At 72.3% G+C, this 23945-nt stretch carries 19 protein-coding genes; 13 read left to right on the top strand and 6 right to left on the bottom strand.

Features of this window, described 5'->3' with window-relative positions; translation table 11 throughout:
- Positions 1-80: 80 nt before the first annotated feature.
- Positions 81-1787, bottom strand: coding sequence for a bifunctional 3'-5' exonuclease/DNA polymerase (locus B9S64_RS14500; protein WP_103490811.1), 1707 nt, complete (start codon positions 1785-1787; stop codon positions 81-83).
- Between the two features lie 160 nt (positions 1788-1947).
- Between B9S64_RS14500 and B9S64_RS14495 the strand changes: the two genes are divergently transcribed.
- From B9S64_RS14495 to B9S64_RS14480, 4 genes are all read left to right on the top strand, one after another.
- Entirely contained in the window at positions 1948-2877 is a 930-nt protein-coding gene (locus B9S64_RS14495; RefSeq protein ID WP_103490810.1) for an NADP-dependent oxidoreductase, read from the top strand.
- A 28-nt stretch (positions 2878-2905) separates the two neighbouring features.
- Positions 2906-4066, top strand: coding sequence for a DUF2786 domain-containing protein (locus B9S64_RS14490; protein WP_103490809.1), 1161 nt, complete (start codon positions 2906-2908; stop codon positions 4064-4066).
- Between the two features lie 56 nt (positions 4067-4122).
- Positions 4123-6213 carry an FUSC family protein gene (locus B9S64_RS14485; RefSeq protein WP_103490808.1) on the top strand — a complete coding sequence of 697 codons (2091 nt, stop codon included), beginning with the start codon at positions 4123-4125 and terminating at the stop codon, positions 6211-6213.
- Positions 6214-6497: 284 nt separating this feature from the next.
- The gene (locus B9S64_RS14480; RefSeq protein WP_103490807.1) at positions 6498-6740 is read left to right on the top strand and encodes a DUF397 domain-containing protein; all 243 of its coding nucleotides are present in this window, start codon (positions 6498-6500) and stop codon (positions 6738-6740) included.
- Between the two features lie 176 nt (positions 6741-6916).
- Here B9S64_RS14480 and B9S64_RS14475 read toward each other — a convergent pair whose 3' ends face one another.
- A complete protein-coding gene (locus tag B9S64_RS14475) occupies positions 6917-7483 on the bottom strand; it encodes an ATP-binding protein (RefSeq protein WP_103488595.1) in 567 nt (188 codons plus the stop codon).
- Positions 7484-7825: 342 nt separating this feature from the next.
- Here B9S64_RS14475 and B9S64_RS14470 point away from each other — a divergent pair, with 342 nt between their 5' ends.
- From B9S64_RS14470 to B9S64_RS14460, 3 genes are all read left to right on the top strand, one after another.
- Positions 7826-8707: a helix-turn-helix transcriptional regulator gene (locus B9S64_RS14470; RefSeq protein WP_103488596.1), complete on the top strand. Its 882-nt coding sequence runs from the start codon at positions 7826-7828 to the stop codon at positions 8705-8707.
- Between the two features lie 54 nt (positions 8708-8761).
- A complete protein-coding gene (locus B9S64_RS14465; RefSeq protein WP_103488597.1) occupies positions 8762-10216 on the top strand; it encodes an aldehyde dehydrogenase family protein in 1455 nt (484 codons plus the stop codon).
- A 96-nt stretch (positions 10217-10312) separates the two neighbouring features.
- Positions 10313-10954 carry a PadR family transcriptional regulator gene (locus B9S64_RS14460; RefSeq protein WP_103488598.1) on the top strand — a complete coding sequence of 214 codons (642 nt, stop codon included), beginning with the start codon at positions 10313-10315 and terminating at the stop codon, positions 10952-10954.
- A gap of 13 nt (positions 10955-10967) precedes the next feature.
- On the opposite strand, the gene B9S64_RS14455 is transcribed toward B9S64_RS14460, so the two are convergent.
- Positions 10968-12389, bottom strand: a complete 1422-nt coding sequence (locus B9S64_RS14455; protein WP_103488599.1) for a glutamate decarboxylase — start codon at positions 12387-12389, stop codon at positions 10968-10970.
- A gap of 80 nt (positions 12390-12469) precedes the next feature.
- Positions 12470-12835 carry a YbjQ family protein gene (locus B9S64_RS14450; RefSeq protein WP_103488600.1) on the bottom strand — a complete coding sequence of 122 codons (366 nt, stop codon included), beginning with the start codon at positions 12833-12835 and terminating at the stop codon, positions 12470-12472.
- 145 nt (positions 12836-12980) lie between these two features.
- On the opposite strand from B9S64_RS14450, the gene B9S64_RS14445 reads away from it, so the two are divergent.
- Complete coding sequence (locus B9S64_RS14445; RefSeq protein WP_109492056.1) at positions 12981-14411, top strand: DedA family protein; 1431 nt, start codon at positions 12981-12983, stop codon at positions 14409-14411.
- Positions 14412-14473: 62 nt separating this feature from the next.
- On the opposite strand, the gene B9S64_RS14440 is transcribed toward B9S64_RS14445, so the two are convergent.
- Complete coding sequence (locus B9S64_RS14440) at positions 14474-16177, bottom strand: threonine/serine exporter ThrE family protein (protein ID WP_103490514.1); 1704 nt, start codon at positions 16175-16177, stop codon at positions 14474-14476.
- Positions 16178-16370: 193 nt separating this feature from the next.
- Positions 16371-16862: an inorganic diphosphatase gene (locus B9S64_RS14435; RefSeq protein WP_028442133.1), complete on the bottom strand. Its 492-nt coding sequence runs from the start codon at positions 16860-16862 to the stop codon at positions 16371-16373.
- Between the two features lie 86 nt (positions 16863-16948).
- On the opposite strand from B9S64_RS14435, the gene dacB reads away from it, so the two are divergent.
- The 5 genes from dacB to ftsH all read left to right on the top strand — a co-directional run bounded on the left by dacB (position 16949) and on the right by ftsH (position 23794).
- A complete protein-coding gene (gene dacB / locus B9S64_RS14430; RefSeq protein ID WP_103490513.1) occupies positions 16949-18430 on the top strand; it encodes a D-alanyl-D-alanine carboxypeptidase/D-alanyl-D-alanine-endopeptidase in 1482 nt (493 codons plus the stop codon).
- A gap of 48 nt (positions 18431-18478) precedes the next feature.
- Positions 18479-19615 (top strand): zinc-dependent metalloprotease, encoded by a 1137-nt coding sequence (locus B9S64_RS14425; RefSeq protein ID WP_103490512.1) that lies wholly within the window; start codon positions 18479-18481, stop codon positions 19613-19615.
- Positions 19616-19803: 188 nt separating this feature from the next.
- Positions 19804-20883, top strand: a complete 1080-nt coding sequence (tilS, locus tag B9S64_RS14420) for a tRNA lysidine(34) synthetase TilS (protein ID WP_103490511.1) — start codon at positions 19804-19806, stop codon at positions 20881-20883.
- Between the two features lie 96 nt (positions 20884-20979).
- On the top strand, positions 20980-21519 hold the full coding sequence (gene hpt / locus B9S64_RS14415; protein ID WP_030629466.1) for a hypoxanthine phosphoribosyltransferase: 540 nt from the start codon (positions 20980-20982) through the stop codon (positions 21517-21519).
- Positions 21520-21736: 217 nt separating this feature from the next.
- Entirely contained in the window at positions 21737-23794 is a 2058-nt protein-coding gene (ftsH, locus tag B9S64_RS14410; protein ID WP_103490510.1) for an ATP-dependent zinc metalloprotease FtsH, read from the top strand.
- Positions 23795-23945 lie beyond the last annotated feature (151 nt).

Raw genomic sequence — 23945 nt, 5'->3', positions numbered from 1 at the left:
CGGACCGGGGCATCACCCCGGTCCGGGCTCTTCCGCGCCACCGCACCTTCGCCCGCCCTCACCGTCCGGGCACCGTTCGCTCACTTGGCCTCCGAGTACCGCTCGACGACCGCCGTGGTGAAGGGGAACCGCACCGGCGTCGGGCCGAACGCGGTCAGTCCCGCCAGCTCCCCGGCCGCCCGGATCGCCTCCACCACGTCGGGCGCCTCGTCGGCCGGACAGTGCACGATCACCTCGTCGTGCTGGAAGAACACCAGCTCGGCCCGCATCCCTTGGGCGGCCAGCGTGCCGCGCAGTGCCGCGAGGAGCAGGAGCGCCCAGTCGGCGGCGCTGCCCTGGACGACGAAATTACGGGTGAAGCGGCCCCGGGCGCGGGAGTCGGACGAGGCGTAGCCGGGGGTGAGGCCGTACTCCCCGGTGCTCTCCCCGGGCCCGGTGCCACCGGTCTCCTGCGGGATGCCCGCCTCCTCGTACTCCCCGGCGCCGGCGGCGGGCGGGCTGGTGCGGCCGAGCCAGGTGCGGACGAGCCGGCCCTCCTCGCCGGCCTTCGCCGCGTCGTCCACATAGGCCACGGCGTGCGGGAACCTGCGCCGCAGCGCCGCCAGGTTCTTCAGGCCGTCGCCGGAGGTCTGTCCGTAGACGGCGCCGAGCAGGGCGAGCTTGGCGTGTTCGCGGTCGCCCTGGAAGGCGCGGTCGGACAGGGCCGTGTAGAGGTCGCCGTCGTGTCCGGCCACCTCCATCAGTCCCCGATCGCGGGAGACCGCGGCCAGCACCCGCGGCTCCATCTGGTCGGCGTCCGCCACGACCAGGCGCCAGCCCGGGTCGGCGACGACCGCCCGGCGTATCACCCGGGGGATCTGGAGGGCGCCGCCGCCGTTGGTCGTCCAGCGCCCGCTGACCGTGCCGCCCGGCTGGTACTCCGGGCGGAAGCGGCCCTCACGCACCCAGTCCGTCAGCCAGCTCCAGCCGTGGGCGGTCCAGACGCGGTACAGCTTCTTGTAGCGGATCAGCGGCTCCACCGCCGGATGGTCGAGCGCCTCCAGCTCCCAGCGGCGGGTCGAGCGGACCTTGATCCCGGCCTGGGCGAAGGCCTTCACCACATCGGCGGGCAGGTCGGGGCGCACCCGTCTGCCGAACGCGGCCGAGACCTCGTCGGCCGCCTCGGCCAGCCTGCGGGGTTCGCCGCCGCCCGCGTACCGCTCGCCCAGCAGCTCGTCCAGGACCGCGCGGTGCACGTCGGCCCGCCAGGGCAGGCCGGTCCTCTTCATCTCGGCGGCGACCAGTGTGCCGGCCGACTCGGCGGCCGTGAGCAGCCGCATCCTGCCCGGGTGCTCCGCCGCGTCGTGGCGGCGGAGCTGCTCGGCGTAGACCTGGAGCAGGGCGTCGAACGGCACGTCCGTGCCGGAGGGCGGGTCGAAGAGGGAGGACTGGGAACCTGGCTCCGCCGAGCGGGGCGGTGGATCGGGCGGCACCGGCGCGTCGCGCAGCCGGGCCCAGGCGGCCGCGGCGGAGCGGGGTTCGCCGAGCCGGCCCTCGTGGCCGAGCAGCAACTGCTCGGCGCACTCGATGTCGTAGCACCGCTCGACCCGGACACCGGCCGCGAGCAGGCGGGGGTAGACCTCGGCGGTGGACCGCCAGACCCAGCGGACCACGTCGGGGCGGGAGCGGACCGCCTCGGCCAGGTCGTGCTCGGTCAGCACGGGACCGGCGGGCAGCCCGTCCCGCCCCAGCGGAACGAGGTGCGCGCCGCCCCCTTCGAGGGGTGCCAGGGCCCAGCGTCCGGTCATGGGGCGAGTCTGGCACCCGGCACTGACAGTGACCGGGCGGCGGGCCCCGGGCGGCGGGCCCCGCCTGGCCGTGGCCGTCTCTCGCCGGGCGGCCGGGCCGTCCTGCCGCGACCATCGGAGGGAGGGGCGGGCGAGGCGTGAGGGCACCGAGGAGACGGTGATGGAAGCGATCGTGTACGAGGAGTTCGGCGGCCCGGAGGTCCTGCGGTTCAGCGAGACCGAGGACGTCCGTCCGGGCCCCGGCCAGATCCGGGTGGCCGTGCGGGCCGCCGGGGTCAACCCGATGGATTACAAGATCCGCAACGGCTGGATGGAGGCGGCCTTCCCGACGCCGCTGCCGGCCGTGCCGGGCAGCGAGTTCGCCGGGGTCGTCGAGGAGACCGGCGAAGGGGTCACCGCCTTCGAGGCCGGTGACGAGGTGCTCGGCCGGAGCGCCACCGGCGCCTACGCGCGGTACGCCCTGGCCGACGCGGACGCCGTGGCGGCCAAGCCGGACGGCCTGGGCTGGGAGGAGGCCGCGGCCCTGCCGGTCGCGACGGGGACCGCCGCCCGGGTCCTGGACGAGCTCGCGGTCGCCGCCGGGGACACCCTGCTGGTGCACGGGGCGGCCGGAGCGGTGGGCTCCGCCGCCGTCCAGCTGGCCGCGGCCCGGGGAGCCACCGTGATCGGGACGGCCTCACCCGCCAACCACGACTATCTGCGGGTGCTCGGCGCGTTTCCGGTGGAGTACGGCGAGGGCCTGGTGGAGCGGGTGCGGGCGGCGGCCCCGGAGGGCGTGGACGCGGTGTTCGACGCGGCGGGCCGGGGCGCGCTCGCGGACTCCGTCGAGCTGCGCGGCGGTACCTCCGACCGGATCGTCACCATCGCGGACCCGGACGCGGCCGCGTACGGCGTCGCCTTCTCCGGGGGCGGCGGGAACCGTCCGGACGAGGCCGCCCGGCTCGCGGAGTCCGCCCGGCTGGCCTCGGTCGGCGAGCTGCGGATCCCGGTCACGCAAACCTTCGCGCTCCGGGACGCGGCGCGGGCCCAGGCGCTCAGCGAGGCCGGGCACGTACGCGGCAAGCTCGTGCTGCTCCCCGGGGAGCGGTGAGGGGCCCGTCCCGGCCTACCCTGATCCGATGGAACCGGTGATCGACCAGGCGTGCGCGGCGGCCCTCTACTCGGCGGACGACGCCGGACTGGACACCGGCGCCTCCCTGCTCGCCGCCGACCCGTCCGCCGACGCGGCGGCGCACCGCAGGGGCGAGGAGTTCGTCCGGCGGGCCTGGGAGCGCGGCTGGCAGCCCGCCGACGTCGTCCGGTTCGTCCGCCGTGAGCTGGACGAGGGCGGCGCCGCCCTCGTCTCCGCCCTGATCACCGCCGAGACCGCGCGCTACGACCGGCTGCCGCCCCGCTGGGCCGACCAGATCGCCGGACTCCCGGCGCCCGCGCCCCGCAACAGGCCCGACCGGTTCGGCTACGCCTCGGCGCTCCTGGAGCTGTACCGGCTGCTGCTGCGGCTCCCCGCGACCGAACCGGTCGGCCCGCCGCCCGGCCGGGCGTCCGAGGGCCCGCACCGGCCGCCCGCGCACGGCGAACCCCGGATGCTCACCCGGATCCGGGCCCTGCTCGCCAAGGCGGAGGCGACCGGCTTCCCCCAGGAGGCGGAGGCCCTCACCACCAAGGCCCAGGAGCTGATGGCCCGGCACAGCATCGACGAGGCGCTGCTCGCCGCCCGTACGCACGGGGGTGACGGCCCGGGAGCCCGCCGGATCGGCGTGGACGCCCCGTACGAGAGCGCGAAGGCCGTCCTGCTCGACGCGGTCGCCTCCGCCAACCGCTGCCGGGCCGTGTGGGACAGCGACCTGGGCTTCAGCACGGTCGTCGGGTTCGAGGCGGACCTGGAGGCGGTGGATCTGCTCTTCACCTCGCTGCTGGTCCAGGGCACCGCCGCCATGACCACGGCGGAGGCCGGGCAGCGGGCCGCCGGGCGGAAACGGACCAAGACCTTCCGGCAGTCGTTCCTGATGGCGTACGCCCAGCGCCTCGGTGCCCGGCTCGCGGCGGACACCGCCCGGGTCACCGCGGCGGCCGGCGCCGGCGGTGACGACGCCCCGGGGGACCTGCTTCCGGTGCTGGCGGCCCGGGACGTCGCCGTCACCGACGCGGCGGAGCGGATGTTCCCCAGGACCACCACCTCCCGGGTGCGCGGGGTGAACGACGCCGAGGGGTGGACACACGGAACGGCCGCCGCGGACCGGGCCAGGGTGGGCGGCCGTCCGCCCGGAATCGACCGTTAGCGCGGGCTGGGTGGCGTAAGCCGGGATCGTAGGGGATTGCGGTTACGCTCGGGCCCATGAGCTGGCTCCGGGCGCTGAAGGAGACCGCCCGCTCCGGGTTCACGATCGAGCGGAAACGCCTCGAACCGCTCATCGCGGTGCGCGGAGCCGCGGGCCTCGCCCTCGTGGTCGGCGTCACCCTCACGTTCTTCGGCCCGGCGATCGCGGCCAGCTCCGCCTTCGGGGCGTTCCAGGCGGCCATCGCCTCCTTCCAGCGCAGCTGGCGCCCCCGGCCGGTGCTCGCCCTGGTCTCCGGTGCCAGCCTGGCGGTGTCCACGTTCATCGGCTATGTCAGCGTCTCGCACACCGCCCTGTTCGTGGCGGTGCTGGCGCTGTGGACGTTCGCCGCCGGGATGTCGTGGGCCGCGGGCTCGACGGGCGGCATCATCGCGGGTTCCAACGTGGCGATCATGCTGGTCACGATCACCCTGCCCACCTCCGTCCTGGACGCCGCCGCGCACGCCGCGATGATGGCGGTCGGCGGCCTCGTGCAGGCGGCGCTGATCGTGCTGTTCCCGGTCCGCAGATGGGGCGCCCAGCGCGACGCGCTCGCCGACGCGCTGGCCGCCGAGGCCGAGTACGCCCGCAGGCTCCGCCACGACCCGGTCGCGCACTTCGACCCCGTACCGCTGATGACCGCCCGCAGCGCGGCCGCCGTCACCCCCGCCCAGGCCCGCCGGCGCCCCGCCGAACTGCACGGGGCCCGCAAGATCGCCGAGCGGATGCGCCCGGTGCTGGCCTCGCTGGCCGACCCGGCCCTGGGGGTGCCCGCCGAGGGGCTGGAGCGTGTCTGGGTGCGCGAGATGCTGGCCGCCGCCGGTTCCGTGCTGGACGCGGCGGCCCGCGCGATCCGGCACGGCGAACCCGTCCACATCGCCCCCACGGACCTCGGCGTGCTGCGGACCCCGGACAACGAGGTGATCCTCACCGGCCGGCCCCGCCGCGCCGCCGACCGGCTCAACGTGCTGCTCGCCGACGTGCTGGAGATCGCCGAGGGCACGGGCACCCGCGAGCCGTCCAGCGGAGATCTGGAGACCCGGCGACGCCCCACCCTGCTGCGCATGGTCCCGGTGGTCCTGGCGTCCATGCGCCGTGAGCTGCGCCGGGGTTCACCGATCCTCCGGCACGCCGTCCGGGTGTCGGTGGTCGCGTGCGCCGGCTATCTGATGGGGACGGCGCTGCCGTTCGGACACGGGTACTGGGCGCCGATGACGGCCGTGATGGTGATGCGCCCGGAGTTCTCCCAGACCTACTCCCGCGCGGTGGCCCGGTTCGGCGGGACCCTGGTCGGGGTCGGGGTCGCCACGGGCATCGTGCAGGCCTTCCAGCCGGGTGCCACGCTCGCCGCCGGTCTCGCGGTGCTGTGCGCCCTGCTGATGTACCTGCTGATGCGCACCGGATACGCGGTCGGCCAGGTCTGCGTCTCCGCCTATGTGGTCTTCCTGCTCGGCATGGCGGGCGACGACTGGTCGCAGACCGTCCCCGAACGTGTCGTCCTGACCCTCGTCGGCGGGCTGCTGGCCATGGTCTCGTACGCCCTGTACCCCGCCTGGGAGACGCCCCGGCTGCGCAACCGGCTCGCCGACTGGCTCCTCACGGACAGCGCCTACGCGGCCACGGTCCTCGACCACTTCGCGGATCCGGCCGGCGGCAGCCAGGAGGACGTGCGCAAGGCGCTGCTGACCACCCGTGAGGCGCGGGTGGTCTGGCAGGACGCGCTGGAGACGGCCCAGCACGAACCGGTACGCCACCGGGGCATCTCCCGGACCGCCGCCGCGGACGCCCAGCAGGCGCTGGCCCAGCTCGGCAGGGTCGCGATGCTGATGGAGGCCCACCTGCCGGCCCGCTCGGCCGACCCGGTGCCGGGCGCGGCGGAGCTGGCCGGGGCGCTGCGCAAGGCGGCCGAGCGGGGGGCGAAGGCGGTACGCGAGCGCCGGGTGCCGGACTGGGAGCAGGTGCGCCGGGTGCTGGCCCGCTGGGACCTCCCGGAGGAGGACCCGGAGGCGACACCGCCGCCCGACCCCTTCCTGCGCGAGGGCGCGGCCATGCTCGTGGAGGCGCTGGAGGACTTCTCACGGGGTCTGGAGGGCACGGTGGCGAAGTCCTGACCTGGGACCGGGTCAGGACCTCGGCACCGCTCGACCGTTCAAGGAATTCGTGGCCGTGCCCGGGGAAGCCTTGAAAGAAGCCCCGAGTGAAGTCCGGTGAAGGGATCCTGATCGCCCCGCGGAGCGTCTCTCCGAGGAGAGGTGCCTCGGCGGAATCTGGGGGCAGAAGGAGCGTAACCGCGTGCGCACCCCGCGTGCACGTGCATCTGCTCATGCATCGGCATATGAACACAGCTATGATCCGAGCTAGTTGACACTTGCACCTTGCAACTCGGGAGCGTCCTGTGCACGACGTGTACAACGGCATGGCGGCCACAGAGCTTCGCGGAGTCGTCTGGCAGAAGAGCAGCCACAGCAACTCCCAGGGCTCCTGCGTGGAGTTCGCGAAACTGCCCGGCGGCGATGTGGCGATGCGCAACTCGCGCCACCCGGACGGGCCGGCGCTGGTCTACACCCCGGCGGAGATAGAGGCGCTGCTACTGGGCGCCAAGAGCGGGGAGTTCGACCATCTGGCGGCGGGCGGCTGACCGCACGCCCGCGCCGTCAGCCGGCCGGCCCGCTCCTGTCGCGTGCCCCGGTGGCCGGTTCCGGTCGGTCCGCGCCGACCGGGCGCGCCCCGCTCCGGCCGGGAGGCCCGGCTCCGGCCCGCGCGCTCCGGCCGGGCCGGTCCGTGACGCGTCCCGGTCCGTGACGCGTCCCGGTCCTACCTGCCGTCGGTCAGCGCCTGAGCGGGCTTCGCCGCGCCCAGCGCCGGGAACACCGGTGCCGTGGCCGCGGGGGACTGCTCCGGGAGGCGGAACAGCGCCCAGACCACCTTGCCGCGCTGGGCCGCGCCCCGCGCGGTGTCGGCCGGTACGGGGGACGGGTGCCAGCCCCAGCAGTCGCTGAACGACTCGACCAGGAACAGCCCGCGCCCCGATTCGGCCGAATCGGCGGCGTCGCCCGCCACCGGGCTCTCGTCACTGGGGTCGCGGACCGCGCACACCAGCCGGGAGGTCCAGTGCATCAGGTGCAGCCGCACGGAGCGGTCCTGGCGCTCGCGCGCCGGGTCGGCCGGCAGGGCGTGCCGCAGGGCGTTGGTGACGAGCTCGGAGACGACCAGGGCGACGTCGTCGAACCGGTTGGCCAGGCCCCAGGAGGTCAGCGTCGTACGCGTGAACGACCGTGCCCCGCCCACCGCTTCGTACCGGGGCGGCAGGGTGCAGGACACCGAACCGGCGACGGACGAGGGGTCGATAGGGGGAAGACCCCGCCGTAACGGTTCGAGCATCGTCGATCCATTCGTCCCCATGCGAGGCACTCCCGGGATTCGCGGCTGTAGCGGCACTGCTGGTAGCGGCACTACTAGGAGGTACAGCGGCACAACACGAACGAGCACGCAGGTGCGCGAGGACCATGGTTCCGAATGCGCAGGGCAGATGCAAGGGCAGATGCACGTGCACGCGCCGGACTCGCCCGGTAGCGTGGCGGTTCTTGGTCATTTCTTCCGTCGACCGGATCGGCGGCACTTCGCATCCATGGCCGGTTCTGTAACCGAATGAGTACGGGCTGAAGCGTTTTGGTGGCAGAATCCGGCTCCGGGGTTCGGGGGTGCTCCGGTGCAAGGGAAGCGATGGGGAGGGCAGTACCGGTGTCGGCAGGCGAGTCGAGTGGATCTGTGGTGCGACGCATCCTGCTGGGCTCACAGCTCAGGCGGTTGCGCGAGTCGCGGGGCATCACCCGTGAGGCGGCCGGCTACTCCATCCGCGCCTCCGAGTCGAAGATCAGCCGCATGGAGTTGGGAAGGGTGAGCTTCAAGGCCAGGGACGTCGAGGACCTCCTCACGCTCTACGGAGTCACGGACGAGGTGGAGCGGGAGTCGCTGCTCGGCCTGGCCCGTGAGGCCAACGTGGCGGGCTGGTGGCACAGTTACGGCGATGTGCTGCCCGGCTGGTTCCAGACGTATATCGGTCTGGAGGGGGCGGCATCGCTCATCCGGATCTACGAAGTCCAGTTCGTGCACGGTCTGTTGCAGACCGAGGCGTACGCCCACGCGGTCGTCTCGCGTGGCATGCCCGGCGCCTCCGCGGCCGAGGTGGACCGCCGTGTCGCGCTCCGCCTGGAGCGGCAGAAGGCGCTCGTCTCCGAGCGCGCCCCGCGCTTCCACGCCGTGCTCGACGAGGCGGCCCTGCGCCGCCCGTACGGCGAACGGGACGTGATGCGGGCGCAGTTGCGGCACCTGATCGACATGTCGGAGCAGCCGAACATCACCCTCCAGGTGATGCCCTTCAGTTTTGGCGGGCACGCGGGCGAGAGCGGCGCCTTCACGATGCTGCGGTTCCCCGAATCCGATCTGTCGGACATCGTCTATCTGGAGCAGCTGACAAGTGCGCTCTATCTGGACAAGCCGGAGGAGGTCTCTCTGTACGAGAAGGCGATGGCACGCCTCCACGACGACAGCCCCGGTCCCGAGGAAAGCCGGGACGTTCTTCGCGGACTCCTCCAACTCACCTGATCCGCACGTACGATGACGCCTCTACAGGAGTTGGCGCCTGCAGTAAGGGAATGCATGTCCTTCCATGAACTGGCCCACCAGTACATCGACGGCGAGTGGCTGACCGGCAGCGGCTCGTGGGACATCATCGATTTCAATCCCTACAACGGCGAGAAGCTCTGCTCCGTCACCGTCGCCACGGCGGCCGAGGTGGATCTCGCCTACCGGGCCGCGGAGCGCGCGCAGCGGGAATGGGCCACGACCCACCCCTTCGAGCGCGCGGCCGTTCTGCGGAACGCCGAACGGATCGTCGCGGAACGCGCCGGCGTCATCACCGAGATGCTCATCGACGAGCTGGGCGGCACCCGGTGCAGGGCCGAGTACGAGGTGCGCGCCGTCCGGGCGTTCCTGCGCGAGGCGGAGACACAGGCCCTGGGCCCGACCGCGCGGCTGCTGCCGGCCGCCGTGGACGGCAAGGAGAACCGGCTCCACCGGCTCCCGATCGGCGTCATAGGCGTCATCAGCGCGTCCAACTTCCCCTTCCTGGTGACGATGAAGACCGTCGCGCCCGCGCTCGCCCTCGGTAACGCGGCGGTGGTCAAGCCCCACCAGAACGCCCCGGTGGCCGGCGGCCCGCTGGTGGCCGACGTCTTCGAGGCGGCCGGGCTGCCCGCCGGACTGCTCAACGTGACGATCACCGACAGCGCCGAGATCGGTGACACCTTCATCGAGCACCCCGTGCCCAAGGCGATATCGTTCACCGGCTCCGACCGGGTCGGCCGCCATGTCGCGGCGACGGCGGCCGGGCTCTTCAAGCGGACGTTCCTCGAACTGAGCGGCAACAGCGCCCTGGTCGTCCTGGACGACGCCGACGTGGACCAGGCCGTCCGTGCGGCCGTGCACAGCCGCTTCCTCCACCAGGGCCAGGTCAGCATGGCCGCCAGCCGCATCCTGGTGGACCGGTCCGTGGAGCCGGAGTTCACCGGGCGGTTCACCGCGGAGGTGGCCGCCCTCAAGACGGGCGACCCGCGCGACCCAGAGGTCCGTATCGGCCCGGTGACCAGCGGTTTCCAGGCCGACGCGCTCACGGCGCTCGTCGACGAGGCACTGGCGCGCGGGGCGACCGCCCTGGTGCGGGGCACCACCCGCGGCAACCTCGTCGGCCCCTCGGTGCTGACCGGTCTGCCGGACGACTCGCCGCTGCTGCGGCAGGAGATCTTCGGCCCGGTGGCGTTGCTGGTGCCGTTCGACGGCGAGGACGACGCCCTGCGGATCGTCAACGACAGCCCCTACGGCCTGAGCGGTGCCGTGCACACGGCGGACACCGAACGGGGGGTGCGGTTCGCGCGGCGGATCGTGAGCGGGATGTTCCACGTCAACGACACCACGGTGCAGGACGACCCGCTGGTCGCCTTCGGCGGCGAGAAGATGTCGGGCATGGGGCGGCTGAACGGCGCGGCGGCGGTGGACGCCTTCACCACGTTGAGGTGGATCTCGATCCAGCACGGGCGCACGGCCTTCCCCTTCTGAACCGAGCCTCCTGGACCACCCCGGCAGGGCGGCGCTCGCGCCGGCCGACGCGAAGGCGGCTACGCTGGTCAAAGTTGAGTACAGGGGGTGGAGGGTTTGTCCGCGATCCGGCTCCTGGTCCTGGGCGCCGTCCGTCAGCACGGGCGGGCACACGGCTACCAGGTCCGCAACGACCTGGAGTACTGGGGCGCGCACGAGTGGTCAAACGCCAAACCGGGCTCGATCTACCACGCGCTCAAGCAGATGGCGAAGCAGGGCCTGCTCCTGGCACACGAGAGCGCCCCGTCCACGGCGGGCGGCCCGCCCCGCACCGAGTACGAGATCACCGGGAGCGGCACGAGCGAGTACTTCGCGCTGCTGCGGGCCGCGCTGACCTCGTACGACCAGAGCGTGGACGTGCTCTCGGCGGGCATCGGCTTCATCGTCGACCTGGAGCGCTCCGAGGCCGTGGCGCTGCTCCACGAGCGCGTCGCCGCCATCGAGGGCTGGCGGGCCTCGGTCACGGAGCACTACATACCGGCGGACGGGCCGGAGTCGCTCGGTCACATCGGCGAGATCATGCGTCTGTGGGTCCACTCGGCGGACGCGGGTGCCGAGTGGACCCGGGGCCTGATCGCCCGGATCGAGGCCGGTGCCTACACGTTCGCCGGGGAAGGCGATCCCTTCGTCGGCGTGCTGCCCGAGGGCCGGGAGAACCCGTACGCGACCGGCGCGGCCGACCGGGACGGGGCCGGCTGAGGCCGCACGGCCCTCAGTGGTGGAAGGCCGTCGCGGTCGACCGGTCGCGGTTCAGCGGGTGCGGCTGCCGCCGCAGCTCGGGCAGGAGCCGGCGCAGGTCGTCCAGCAGCAGTTCCGCGAGGTCCGAGGTGAAGCCGTTGCGGCAGACCACCCGCAGCACCGCGAGGTCCTGCCGGTTGGCGGGGAAGGTGTACGCGGGCACCAGCCATCCGCGCTCCCGCAGCCGCCGTGACACGTCGAAGACGTCGTACGCCTGGACGTCGGGCTTCGTCGTCAGGGTGAACACCGGCAGTTCGTCGCCCCGGCTGAGCAGCCGGAAGTCCTCCAGGGCCTCGATCTCCCGGGCGAGCCGCATCGCCACGTCCCGGGACGCCTGCTGGACGGCACGGTAGCCGTCGCGTCCCAGGCGCAGGAACGTGTAGTACTGGGCCACCACCTGGGCGCCCGGCCGGGAGAAGTTGAGCGCGAAGGTCGGCATGTCACCGCCCAGGTAGTTGACCCGGAAGACCAGTTCCTCCGGAAGCTCCGCCGGCGAGCGCCACAGGATCCATCCGACACCCGGGTAGACCAGGCCGTACTTGTGCCCCGAGGTGTTGACGGAGGACACCCGGGGGAGCCGGAAGTCCCACACCAGGTCCTCGTCGAGGAACGGGGCCACCATCGCGCCGGACGCCCCGTCGACGTGGACGGGGATGTCGAGGCCGGTACGTTCCTGGAGGTCGTCCAGGGCCGCGCAGAGCTCGGCGATCGGCTCGTAGGAGCCGTCGAAGGTCGATCCCATGATGCCGATGACGCCGATGGTGTTCTCGTCGCAGAGCTCCGCGGCGGCCTGCGGGTCCAGGTGGAAGCGCTCACCCTCCATGGGGACCTGGCGGGCCTCGACCTCCCAGAACGTGCAGAACTTCTCCCAGCACACCTGCACGTTGACGCCCATCACCAGGTTGGGCCGGGCGTGCGCCGGATAGCGGTGGGCGTTCCGGAGCGACCAGCGCCGTTTGAGCGCCATCCCGGCGAGCATGCAGGCCTCGCTGGACCCCGTGGTGGAGCAGCCCACCGCGGTCCGCGGGTCGGGGGCGTTCCACAGGTCCGCGAGCATCGCCACGCACCGCCGCTCCAGTTCGGCGGTGCGCGGGTACTCGTCCTTGTCGATCATGTTCTTGTCCCGGCACTCGCCCATCAGCACAGCGGCCTGGGACTCCATCCAGGTGGTGACGAAGGTCGCGAGGTTGAGCCGGGAGTTGCCGTCGAGCATCAGCTCGTCACGGACGATCTGGTAGGCGTTCTTGGGCGGCATCGGGCCGTCCGGCAGCCGGTGGACGGGCGGCGCCGCGGTCATCGCGGCCGTCGGGTCGGCCTCGGCGAAGAACGGGTTCATCGCCAGCCTGCGGTCCCCGTCGGCCTGGTCGGCGCCGGGCGAACCCTTGTGGAGCGGCATCGGTGTGTGGTCCTCTCAGTTCTCGGCCGGGAGGCCGTCCTGCCCGCGGGGACGCGGGCGCCGGCGGCGGAGGCGCGTCCTCAGGTCCGGCTGATCACGACGGCCGTTCCGTAGGCGCAGACCTCCGTGCCCACGTCCGAGGCGTCCGTCACGTCGAAGCGCATCGTCAGCACGGCGTTGGCGCCCCGGGCCCTGGCCTGCTCCACGAGGCGCTCCATGGCCTGGTTGCGGGTCTCGACCAGGGTCTTGGTCAGGCCCTTCAGCTCGCCGCCGATCATCGACTTCAGGCCCGCGCCGATCTGGCTGCCGAGGTGGCGGGACCTGACCGTGAGTCCGAACACCTCGCCGATGACCTGGGTGACCTGATGCCCGGGTACGTCGTTCGTGGTGACGACCAGGACGTCCGCCTGAGCCGTCTGCCCGCCGCCGTAATCCTCGATGCCCATGGGTGACACCTCCCGGAGCCACCTTTGCCCCGGTTCGCGTCGGGCGCATCCTTGCTTACGCCACTGGAACCCTGAGCCGTCGCGCCGCGTTGATAGCTTGGGGCGGCGCTGCCGCCGTCATCGATCGATCCTGGAGCCCGGACCCTTGAATACGCTTGCGCTCGGCCCGAGCTGGCTGGACCCGGACTATCTGCTGAACACGTTCGGGCTCCCCGGCCTCCTGCTCATCGTCTTCGCCGAGTCCGGTCTGCTGATCGGGTTCTTCCTGCCGGGCGATTCCCTGCTCTTCACCACCGGTCTGCTGGTCACCACGGGCGACCTGAAGTACCCGCTCTGGGTGGTGTGCGTCCTGGTGGCGCTGGCCGCGATCATCGGGGACCAGGTCGGCTACCTCTTCGGCCGCAAGGTCGGACCGTCGCTCTTCAAGCGTCCGGACTCCCGCCTCTTCAAGCAGGAGAACGTCGAGAAGGCGCACGAGTTCTTCGAGAAGTACGGCCCGAAGTCGCTGGTGCTCGCGCGCTTCGTGCCCATCGTCCGGACGTTCACGCCGATCATCGCGGGCGTCAGCCGGATGAACTACCGCTCGTTCATCACCTTCAACATCATCGGCGGGGTGCTCTGGGGCGTCGGGGTGACCCTGCTGGGTTCCGCCCTGGGCAAGATCGACTTCGTGCACGAGCACATCGAGCTGATCCTCATCCTGATCGTGCTGGTCTCCGTGGTGCCGATCATCATCGAGTTCCTGCGGGCCCGGAGCCGGTCGAAGAAGGAGGCCGCCGCGGCCGCCACGGACGCCTCGGCGGACACGGCGGAGCGGCGGGCGGAGGAGGACGGCCCCTCGGACGGCGGCCCCACCGGCGCCCAGGGCTTCGGCGGCCCCGCACCCCAGGGCTTCGGCGGCGACACGGCCCGGTACGACCAGGACGGGTACGGCACGGGCCGGGCCGGCGGGTACGACGGCGGCCAGGGCGGCGGCGGGTACGGCGACGACGCGTACGGCGGCCGGCCGGGCCCGTACGGCGGCCCCGGCCCCGGCACCGGCGGCGGCGCCCCGTACGGCGACGCGCAGGGCACCCCGTACCAGGCCCCCCGGTCCGTCGACCCGTACGGCACCGGTGCGTACGGCAACGGTGACGCCCAGGGCGGCTCGTACGCGGGCGGGCAGCCGGCGGGCCCGTACGGCAATCCCCCCCAGGGCCCGTACGGCGGCGGGCAGGCCCCGTACGCGAACGGCGGGCCCGGCCCGTACGGCGGCCAGAACCCGTACGGCGCGCCCCAGGACCCGTACGGCGCGCCCCAGGACCCGTACGGCGCCCCCCAGGACCCGTACGGCAGCGCCCGGCCGGGTCCGTACGGCAACCCCCCGCAGGGCTCGTACGGCAACGCCCCCCAGGGCGCGTACGGCAACGGGCAGCCGTCCCCGTACGGCGACGCCCAGCCCGGTCCGTACGGCAGCGCCCAGCCGGGCCCGTACGGCAACGGCCAGGGCACGGCGTACGACGGCGGGTACGACGCCCGGCCGGAGGACGACCAGGAGGGTGACCCCGGGCAGCACGGATGGCAGGCCCGGCGCTGATCGCCCAGGACGCGCGGTGACAGGCGCCCCGGCCCCCCACGGGGCCGGGGCGCCGTCGTGTGTCAGAAGCCGCGCGTCCGCTTGGCGGCGCGGCGCGAGGGGCCGCCCTCGACCCCGCCCGGTACCCGCATGAACAGGCGGGAGATCTCGCTCCCCAGATTCACCCCGATGGCGATGGCCAGCGCCGTCGCCACCGCCGTGGAGAGCAGGGCGAGACCGGTGTCCACCTCGTTCTGCGCGAAGGCCAGCAGACCGAAGTACGTCGCCGAACCGGGCAGCAGGGGGCCGATCGCCGCCGTGATGTACGGCAGCGACGAGGTGTACCGGTACCGCGAGAACAACTGGCCGAACAGGCCCACCAGACCCGCCGCCACGGCCGTCGCCGCCACCGGTGAGATGTTCCCGGCACGGGCCATCGCCCCGAAGACGACCCAGGCCACGCCCCCGTTGAGGGTGACCGCCAGGACCGTGGAGCGCTCCTGCTGGAGCAGGATGGCGAAGGCCAGCGTCAGCGCCATCGAGGCGAGGATCTGCACCACCGGCCGGTCGTGCGGCACGAACCGGGCCTCCGGGTTCAGCTGGGCGCCGAGCTGGACGCCCAGGTAGAGCATCAGCAGCACCCCGGCGACGATGCCGATGAAGAAGTACATGACCTCCAGGAGCCGGGCTCCGGCAGTGATGTAGTAGCCGGTCAGCCCGTCCTGCACCCCGGCCACCAGCGCCCGTCCGGGCAGCAGCGCGAACAGTCCACCGGTGACCACCGCGGAGGGCCGGATGTCGGTCGAGTGGGTGAGGGTCAGCGCGATGCCCATGGCCGCGGGCGGCATGGCCGCCGCCATGAACTGGTAGAACTCCGGCAGTCCGCGCCCGGCGAAGAGCCAGGCCAGCCGGTCGCCCAGCATCGCGCCCGCCGCCGCCGCGAGGAAGACCAGCACACCACCGCCGACCAGGACGGACGCCGAGCCGGCGAGCAGCCCGGCGGCGGCCGTCAGCACCCAGCCCGGGTAGGGGTGGCGGTTGCGGCGGATCTCGGCGAGGCGCCGGTAGGCCTCCTCCAGCGAGACCTCGACGTGCTCGGCGGTCGTGATGTCGTCGATCAGCTGGAACACCGCGGCCAGCCGGGTGTAGTCGGTGCCGCGGCGGCGCACGGTCCGGCTCGCGGTGACCGGGTCCTCCACCAGCGACGGCTGGTGCGAGATGGACAGCAGGGTGAAGGTGACCGTCGGCTCGCAGCGGTCGAGTCCGTAGGAGCGCGACACCGCGAACATGGCGGCCTCCACGTCCTCGGCCCCCTCACCGCCCGCGAGCAGCAACTCCCCGATGCGCAGCGTCAGGTCGAGCACCCGGGGGACCGCGGGCCCCGAGTCGTCGGTCTTCTGCACGCTCTCGGGCGCCGGACGCTCGAACACGGGCATCCGCAGCATCGTGCGCATCCGGTCCTGCCAGGGGGCCTCCTTGGTCAGCCGGACCATCGGGACACCCTGCGCCGGGGTGAAGGCCGGTGCCGGGTGCCCCTGGACGCCGCTCGGCGTGGTGAACGCGGAGGCCTGATGCTCGGAGCCGTTGCCGCCTCCGGGGGCGGAAGCGGAACCGGGCGAGGAGGGGTGCTCGGTCTGGAGCCCGGCCGGGACGGCGAACTCCGAGGTGGGGTGGTCGTCCTCGGACGGACCGGGAGGCTGCTCCACACCGGCCGGCGGGACGAACGCGCTGCGCGCCTCGTCGGACTGGGGCTTCTGATCCTCCGGACCGCCCTGTTCCGCCACCACTCGTCCTCGTTCCTCTCGACCGTGTTCCGGAACGCTTCTGCCCAGTATGGCCACGGACAAGGGCCACCACGCGCAGCGGGCGGCGCACCGGTGAACGGTGCGCCGCCCGCTGTTTCCACGGTCGGCCGGGCCGGTCGGCCCGATCCCCGCGAGCCGCCCGGTCCCGCTCGGAAGCGGAACCGGAGGGGACGCGTCAGTGCTTGCCCTGCGTCTCCAGACGCTTGTAGGAGGCCTCGATCTCGGCCTCGGCCTCGGCGCGGCCGACCCAGTCCGCGCCCTCGACGGACTTGCCGGGCTCCAGGTCCTTGTAGACCTCGAAGAAGTGCTGGATCTCCATGCGGTCGAACTCCGACACGTGCTGGATGTCCTGCAGGTGGTCGACCCGGGGGTCGGACGCCGGGACGCACAGCAGCTTGTCGTCGCCGCCGGCCTCGTCGGTCATCCGGAACATGCCGATGGCACGGCACTTGATGAGGCATCCGGGGAACGTCGGCTCGTCCAGGATGACGAGCGCGTCCAGCGGGTCGCCGTCCTCGCCGAGGGTGTTCTCGACGAAGCCGTAGTCGGCCGGGTAGCTGGTCGAGGTGAAGAGCCGACGGTCCAGACGGATCCGACCGGTCTCGTGGTCCACCTCGTACTTGTTCCGCGAACCCTTCGGAATCTCGATGGTGACGTCGAACTCCACGGGTGGCTCCTCCATGATCAAGACATACGACTGGTGGTTAAGTGTCCCTCACGCAGACGAGTGCTCGCGAAAGGGGCTGGTCAACGGTGGCCGAGCCGGTGGAGAGACCGACGGACGGACCGGTGACCAGATGGCGCGTGTGGAAAGACCGGATGTCTCCGGTGCCGGGGAACGGGTCGGACGACCGGCGGTTCGTCGCAGGCTCCGCGGTACTGGGCCTGGTGGTCGCCGCCGTCGCCGTCCTGGCCGCCGGGCCCTGGGACACCGGTCAGCGTAAGGCCGAGCACGACCGGGTGGTCGCGGAGGAGCGCACAGGTGGCGTACGTCACGTGCCCGACCCGGCCGGCCCCCGGCCCGCGCCGAGCGCCCCCGCCGTACTGACCGCGCTGGGCGAGCGGTCCGGCCGTACCGCCCCGGTCGCCGCGGGCACCCTGGACGCCGTGCTCACCCCTCTGCTGGGGGCTCCGGGGCTCGGTGACGTGAGCGCGGCGTCCGTCGTGGACACCGCCACCGGCACCCAGGTCTACGCCCACGGCGCGACGACACCGATGACGCCCGCCTCCACGGTGAAGATCGCCGGCGCCGTCGCCGCGCTCTCCGCGCTGGGGCCGGACCACCGCATCCCGACCACCGTCCAGGTGTCGAAGGACGCCCGTACCCTCACCCTGGTCGGCGGGGGCGACCCCACGCTGGACGGGGCGGCCCTGCGCGCGCTGGCCGCCGGCACGGCGCGCGCCCTGGGCGACAGCGTCCCCGGGAAGGTCCGGCTGACGTACGACACGTCCAGGTACTCCGGGCCCGCCCTGCACCCGATCAGCCCCAACGAGAACATCGCGCCCGTCAGCGCGCTCATGGTCGACGAGGGCCGGCTGGACGGCAGCGACCACGGCCCCGCCCCCCGGACCGCCGACCCCGCCCGGGAGGCCGCCCGCGCGTTCGCGGAGCAGCTCGGGAAGGCGGGGGTGTCCGTCCGGTCCGATGCCACGTCCGGACGGGCCGGTAAAGGGGCCAGGACGGTCGCCAGGCACCTCTCCGAGCCGCTCTCCGCACTCGTCGAACGGGCCCTGACGAACAGCGACAACGACATCGCCGAGGCGCTGGTACGGCAGACCGCCCTGAAGGCGGGCGAGCCCGCCTCGTTCGCCGGGGCGCGGCGCGCGGTGACCGCCCGGCTGAAGGCGCTCGGCGTACCGGTGGCGGGAGCCGCGCTGGTGGACGGGAGCGGGCTGAACCGCCAGGACAAGGTGACCGCCCAACTGCTCACCTCCCTGCTCACGCTGGCCGCCCACCCGGACCACCCCGAACTGCGCCCGGTCCTCACCGGCCTGCCGGTCGCGGGCTTCAGCGGCACGCTCGGTGAGCGTTACGCCGCGACGTCCCGGGGCACCGGGCTCGTCCGGGCCAAGACGGGCACCCTCACCGGGGTGAACACCCTGGCGGGTACGGCGGTCGATCCCCAGGGCAGGCTGCTCGCCTTCGCGTTCCTCACCTCGGGCACCACGTCCCCCGGGGAGGCGGAGGCCTCCCTGGACGCCTTGGCCACGGCCCTGACCCGGGGCGGCCGGTAGACGGCCGACACCCCACCACGGGGCGACCGCCTCACGTACCGTTGACGCATGACGCGCATCGGTGGTGCCGAGATGGTCGACTGGAATCTCGCGGTCGCGACCGCGACCCGGTTCGTACGGCCGGGTCCCGAGATCAGCCGTGAGGAGGCCCGTGCCGTCGTCGCCGAACTCCGGCGGCACGCCAAGGCCTCGGAGGAGCACGTCCGTTCGTATACCAGGATGATCCCGGAGGGGCACGAACCCGAGGACACGCCGGTCCTGGTCGTCGACCGGGCGGGCTGGATCAGAGCCAACGTCGCCGGCTTCCGCGCGCTGCTGGGCCCCCTGCTGGACAAGATGCGGGACCGTCGTGGCAACGGCCCCGGCGGAGCGGTCCTCGGTGCCGTCGGCGGCAAGGTGACCGGCGTCGAACTCGGCATGCTGCTGTCGTTCCTCTCCTCCCGGATCCTCGGGCAGTACGAGACCTTCGCCCCGGCCGGCCGGGAGCTCCCCGCCTCCGCGAACGGTGGCGGCCGGCTGCTCCTGGTCGCCCCCAACATCGTCCACGTCGAGCGCGAACTGGACGTGGACCCGCACGACTTCAGGCTCTGGGTCGCGCTCCACGAGGAGACCCACCGCACCCAGTTCACCGGGGTCCCCTGGCTCCGGGACCACCTGCGGGGCGAGATCCAGACGTTCCTCGACGAGACCGACGTCGATCCGATGACCGTCCTGGAACGCCTCCGGGAGGCCGCCCAGACGTTCGCGGGCGGCAGCCGGCCCGAGGGGGAGACCGGCGAGGAGGGCGGCCGCAGCCTCGTCGAGATCGTCCAGACACCCGCCCAGCGCGAGGTCCTGGGCCGCCTCACCGCCGTGATGTCGCTGCTGGAGGGGCACGCCGACTTCGTGATGGACGGGGTGGGGCCCGAGGTGGTGGGCTCCGTCACCGAGATCCGGGAGAAGTTCCAGGAGCGCAGGGCCCGCGGCGCGAGCCGGCTGGACCTCGCGCTGCGCAAGCTCCTCGGCCTGGACGCCAAGCTCCGGCAGTACCGCGACGGCGAGAAGTTCGTGCGGGCCGTGGTCCAGGAGGTCGGGATGGACGGCTTCAACCGGGTGTGGACCTCGCCCAACACCCTGCCCACCAAGGCCGAGATCGCCGCGCCCGGGGACTGGGTGGCACGGGTGCACCGCAAGGCGGATTCGTGATCAAGGCCCGCCCGGTGGCAGAAGATTGCCCCTCCAATCACCCATCCGAGGGACCATAGGGGCATGGGAAGGCGTGCAATGCTCGGTGGACAGCTTGGCTCTGTCACCATCGACGCACTCTGAGTGACGGGACGTCGCGTCCCGGCACTCCGTAGCGCCCCCCAAAACTTCACCGAAGGGCACCGGACATGGGTCCCCATCCTGCGGTCGCGGCGATACGCCTGGCGGTCCGCCGCGTACTCCACGACGTCGTCACCGACCACCAACGCCACATCGACCAGGCCGGCCACGCCGAGCTCGCCGAAGCCGGGGCCGGTGCGGGCGGGCGCGGCGGCGCGCTCCCCGAACGCCCCGACACCCCCCTGGTCCTCGTCGCGTGCTCCGGCGGCGCCGATTCGATGGCGCTCGCCTCCGCCCTCGCCTTCGAGTCGCGCAAGCTGCCCGTCCGGGCGGGCGGGATCACCGTCGACCACAACCTCCAGCCCGGTTCCGGTCTGCGCGCCGCCGAGGTCGTCGCCCGCCTCACCGAGATGCGGCTCGACCCGGTGGAGGCCGTCGCCGTCCACGTCGGCCGCGACGGCGGGCCCGAGGCCGCCGCCCGTGACGCCCGTTACGCCGCCCTGGACGCCGCCGCCGAACGCCACGGCGCGGCCGCCGTCCTCCTCGGTCACACCCGCGACGACCAGGCCGAGACCGTCCTGCTCGGCCTCGCCCGCGGCTCCGGCATCCGCTCGCTGTCCGGGATGGCCGCCGCCTCCGGACCGGCCGGCCGCTACCGCCGCCCCTTCCTCCAGCTGGACCGGCAGACCGCCCGCAAGGCCTGCCTGGTCCAGTCGCTCCCCGTCTGGGACGACCCCCACAACATCGACCCCGCCTACACCCGGTCCCGGCTGCGCCACGAGGGCCTGCCCGCCCTGGAGAAGGCCCTGGGCAAGGGCGTCGTGGAAGCCCTCGCGCGCACGGCGCAGCTCTCCCGCGACGACGCGGACGCCCTGGACACCTGGGCCGCCGACGCCGCCCGGTCGGTCCGCGACGACGACGGACGGCTGGAGTGCGCCAAACTCGCCGTCCTGCCGCCCGCGGTGCGCCGCCGGGTGCTGCGCCGGGCCGTGATCGACACGGGAGCGCCCGCCGGTTCGCTCTTCGCCCGGCACATCGAGGAAGTCGACCGGCTCATCACCGGCTGGCGGGGTCAGGGGGCCATCAACCTGCCCGGACGCGTCGAGGTGCTGCGGCAGGGTGGCAGACTGGTCATCCGGCAGAGCTGAGGCGCAAGCGGCCGAGGCGCGGGCGAGACGGCCGGTCCGGCCCGGGGCTCCCGGGTCCGGCAGGCACAGAAAGAGACGCGGGTGAACGAGAAGGACATGGGTACCGACCTTCAGTCGGTGCTCATCACCAAGGAAGAGATCGACGCGAAGCTCGTCGAGCTGGCCGCGGAGATCGACACGGAGTACGCGGGCAAGGACCTGCTCATCGTCGGCGTGCTCAAGGGCGCGGTGATGGTGATGGCGGACCTGGCGCGTGCCCTGTCCACCCCCGTCACGATGGACTGGATGGCCGTCTCCTCGTACGGCGCGGGCACCCAGTCCTCGGGCGTCGTCCGGATCCTGAAGGACCTCGACACCGACATCAAGGGCAAGCACGTCCTGATCGTCGAGGACATCATCGACTCCGGCCTGACGCTGTCCTGGCTGCTGACCAACCTGGGCTCGCGCGAACCCGCGAGCCTGGAGGTCTGCACCCTGCTGCGCAAGCCGGACGCCGCGAAGGTCGCGATCGACGTGAAGTGGGTGGGTTTCGACATTCCCAGCGAATTCGTCGTCGGCTACGGCCTGGACTATTCGGAGAAGTACCGCAACCTCCCCTTCGTCGGCACGCTCGCCCCGCACGTCTACGGCGGCTGACCCCGCACCGGCGGAGCGTGACCCGTCCGGCGGGAAGCGGCCCGGACGCCGGGGAACCCTCGTGGTCCTCCCGCCGTTGGAGCCTTCGTAGGCGGGTTTGTCAGACGTCCCCTGCGGTCGCGGGTGACAATGCTGGGGTACCGTCCGAAGAACAAACTTTTCTCACAGCAGCATTTACCTACGGGCAGGAGGGACGGGGCGACTTCGCTCCGTATGGATGGACGTGAAGCGATACTTCCGTGGGCCGGTCATGTGGATCGTGCTGGCCGTCCTCGCCGTGGTCGTGTTGATGCAGGTCGTCGGCTCGTCGGGCGGCTACAAGACGGTGGACACCGGCAAGGTGATCCAGGCGATCAGCAAGAACCAGGTGGAGCAGGCCAAGCTGACCACCGGTGACGAACAGATCATCAAGATCGAGCTGAAGAACAAGGAAAAGCTCAAGGGCGAGGACGGCAGCAAGTTCCAGGCGAGCTACATCGGCAACCAGGGCGTCGAGCTCGCCAACACGCTCCAGCAGAAGTTCGAGAGCGGTGACATCGAGAAGGGTTACACCGTCTCGCCGTCGAAGCAGTCGCCGTTCGTCTCGATCCTGCTGTCGCTGCTGCCCTTCGTCCTGATCGTGGTCGTCTTCCTGTTCCTGATGAATCAGATGCAGGGTGGCGGCTCCAAGGTCATGCAGTTCGGCAAGTCCAAGGCCAAGCTGATCACCAAGGACACCCCGAAGACGACCTTCGCCGACGTGGCGGGGTCGGACGAGGCGGTCGAGGAGCTCTACGAGATCAAGGAGTTCCTCCAGGAGCCGGCGAAGTTCCAGGCCGTGGGGGCCAAGATCCCCAAGGGTGTCCTGCTCTACGGTCCGCCCGGTACGGGTAAGACGCTGCTCGCCCGCGCCGTCGCCGGCGAGGCGGGTGTGCCGTTCTACTCGATCTCCGGCTCCGACTTCGTCGAGATGTTCGTCGGTGTGGGTGCCTCCCGTGTCCGCGACCTCTTCGAGCAGGCCAAGGCGAACGCCCCGGCGATCGTCTTCGTCGACGAGATCGACGCCGTCGGCCGGCACCGCGGTGCCGGTATGGGCGGCGGCCACGACGAGCGGGAGCAGACGCTCAACCAGCTGCTCGTCGAGATGGACGGCTTCGACGTGAAGGGCGGCGTCATCCTGATCGCCGCCACCAACCGGCCCGACATCCTGGACCCGGCCCTGCTGCGTCCCGGACGTTTCGACCGGCAGATCGCCGTGGACCGCCCGGACATGCTGGGCCGCCTGGAGATCCTCAAGGTGCACCAGAAGGGCAAGCCGGTCGCGCCCGACGTGGACCTCAACGCGGTCGCCCGCCGTACGCCCGGTTTCACCGGTGCCGACCTGTCGAACGTGCTGAACGAGGCGGCGCTCCTGACGGCGCGCAGCAACCAGAAGCTCATCGACAACAAGATGCTCGACGAGGCCATCGACCGCGTCGTGGCGGGTCCGCAGAAGCGGACCCGGATCATGTCCGAGAAGGAGAAGAAGATCACCGCGTACCACGAGGGCGGACACGCCCTGGTCGCGGCGGCTTCCCCCCAGTCGGACCCGGTCCACAAGATCACGATTCTCTCCCGCGGCCGCGCCCTCGGTTACACGATGGTGCTCCCGGAGGAGGACAAGTACTCCACGACGCGCAACGAGATGCTCGACCAGCTGGCGTACATGCTGGGCGGGCGCGCGGCCGAGGAGCTGGTCTTCCACGACCCGACGACCGGTGCCGCCAACGACATCGAGAAGGCCACCACCACGGCCCGCGCGATGGTCACCCAGTACGGCATGACCGAGCGTCTCGGCGCGATCAAGTTCGGCGGTGACAACACCGAGCCCTTCGTGGGCCGGGAGGTGGGCCACCAGCGCGACTACTCGGAAGAGGTCGCGGCGCTCGTCGACGAGGAGGTCAAGAAGCTCATCGAGACCGCGCACAACGACGCGTGGGAGATCCTCGTGGAGAATCGCGACATCCTCGACGCGCTGGTCCTCGAACTCCTGGAGAAGGAGACGCTGGGCAAGGAGGAGATCGCCGAGATCTTCGCCCCGATCGTGAAGCGTCCGGCCCGTCCGGCGTGGACCGGTTCGTCCCGGCGTACTCCCTCGACCCGTCCTCCGGTCCTCTCCCCGAAGGAGCTGGCCCTGACCAACGGCGCCACCACCGCCAACGGTTCGGCCGCTTCGGAGAACGCCCCGAAGGACATGCTCTCGAAGGAGACCGGCCCGGCCGCGGAGCCGCACGACGAGGACCGTCCCGAGAGCTGATCACCGGCTCGGTGTGGTACCTGTCACGGGTGCTCCACCGGTCCCGGAATGGATGCCGCGCCCCCCAGGTTCTAGCCTGTGGGGGCGCGGCATTTCGGTATGCCCGCGTGCGATGCCCGCCGTGTTCCGTGATGTCCGGTCGGGCGCCCGC

Source organism: Streptomyces sp. SM18, from assembly GCF_002910775.2.
Lineage (GTDB): Bacteria > Actinomycetota > Actinomycetes > Streptomycetales > Streptomycetaceae > Streptomyces > Streptomyces halstedii.
This window is presented reverse-complemented; position numbering and strand designations above follow the sequence as displayed.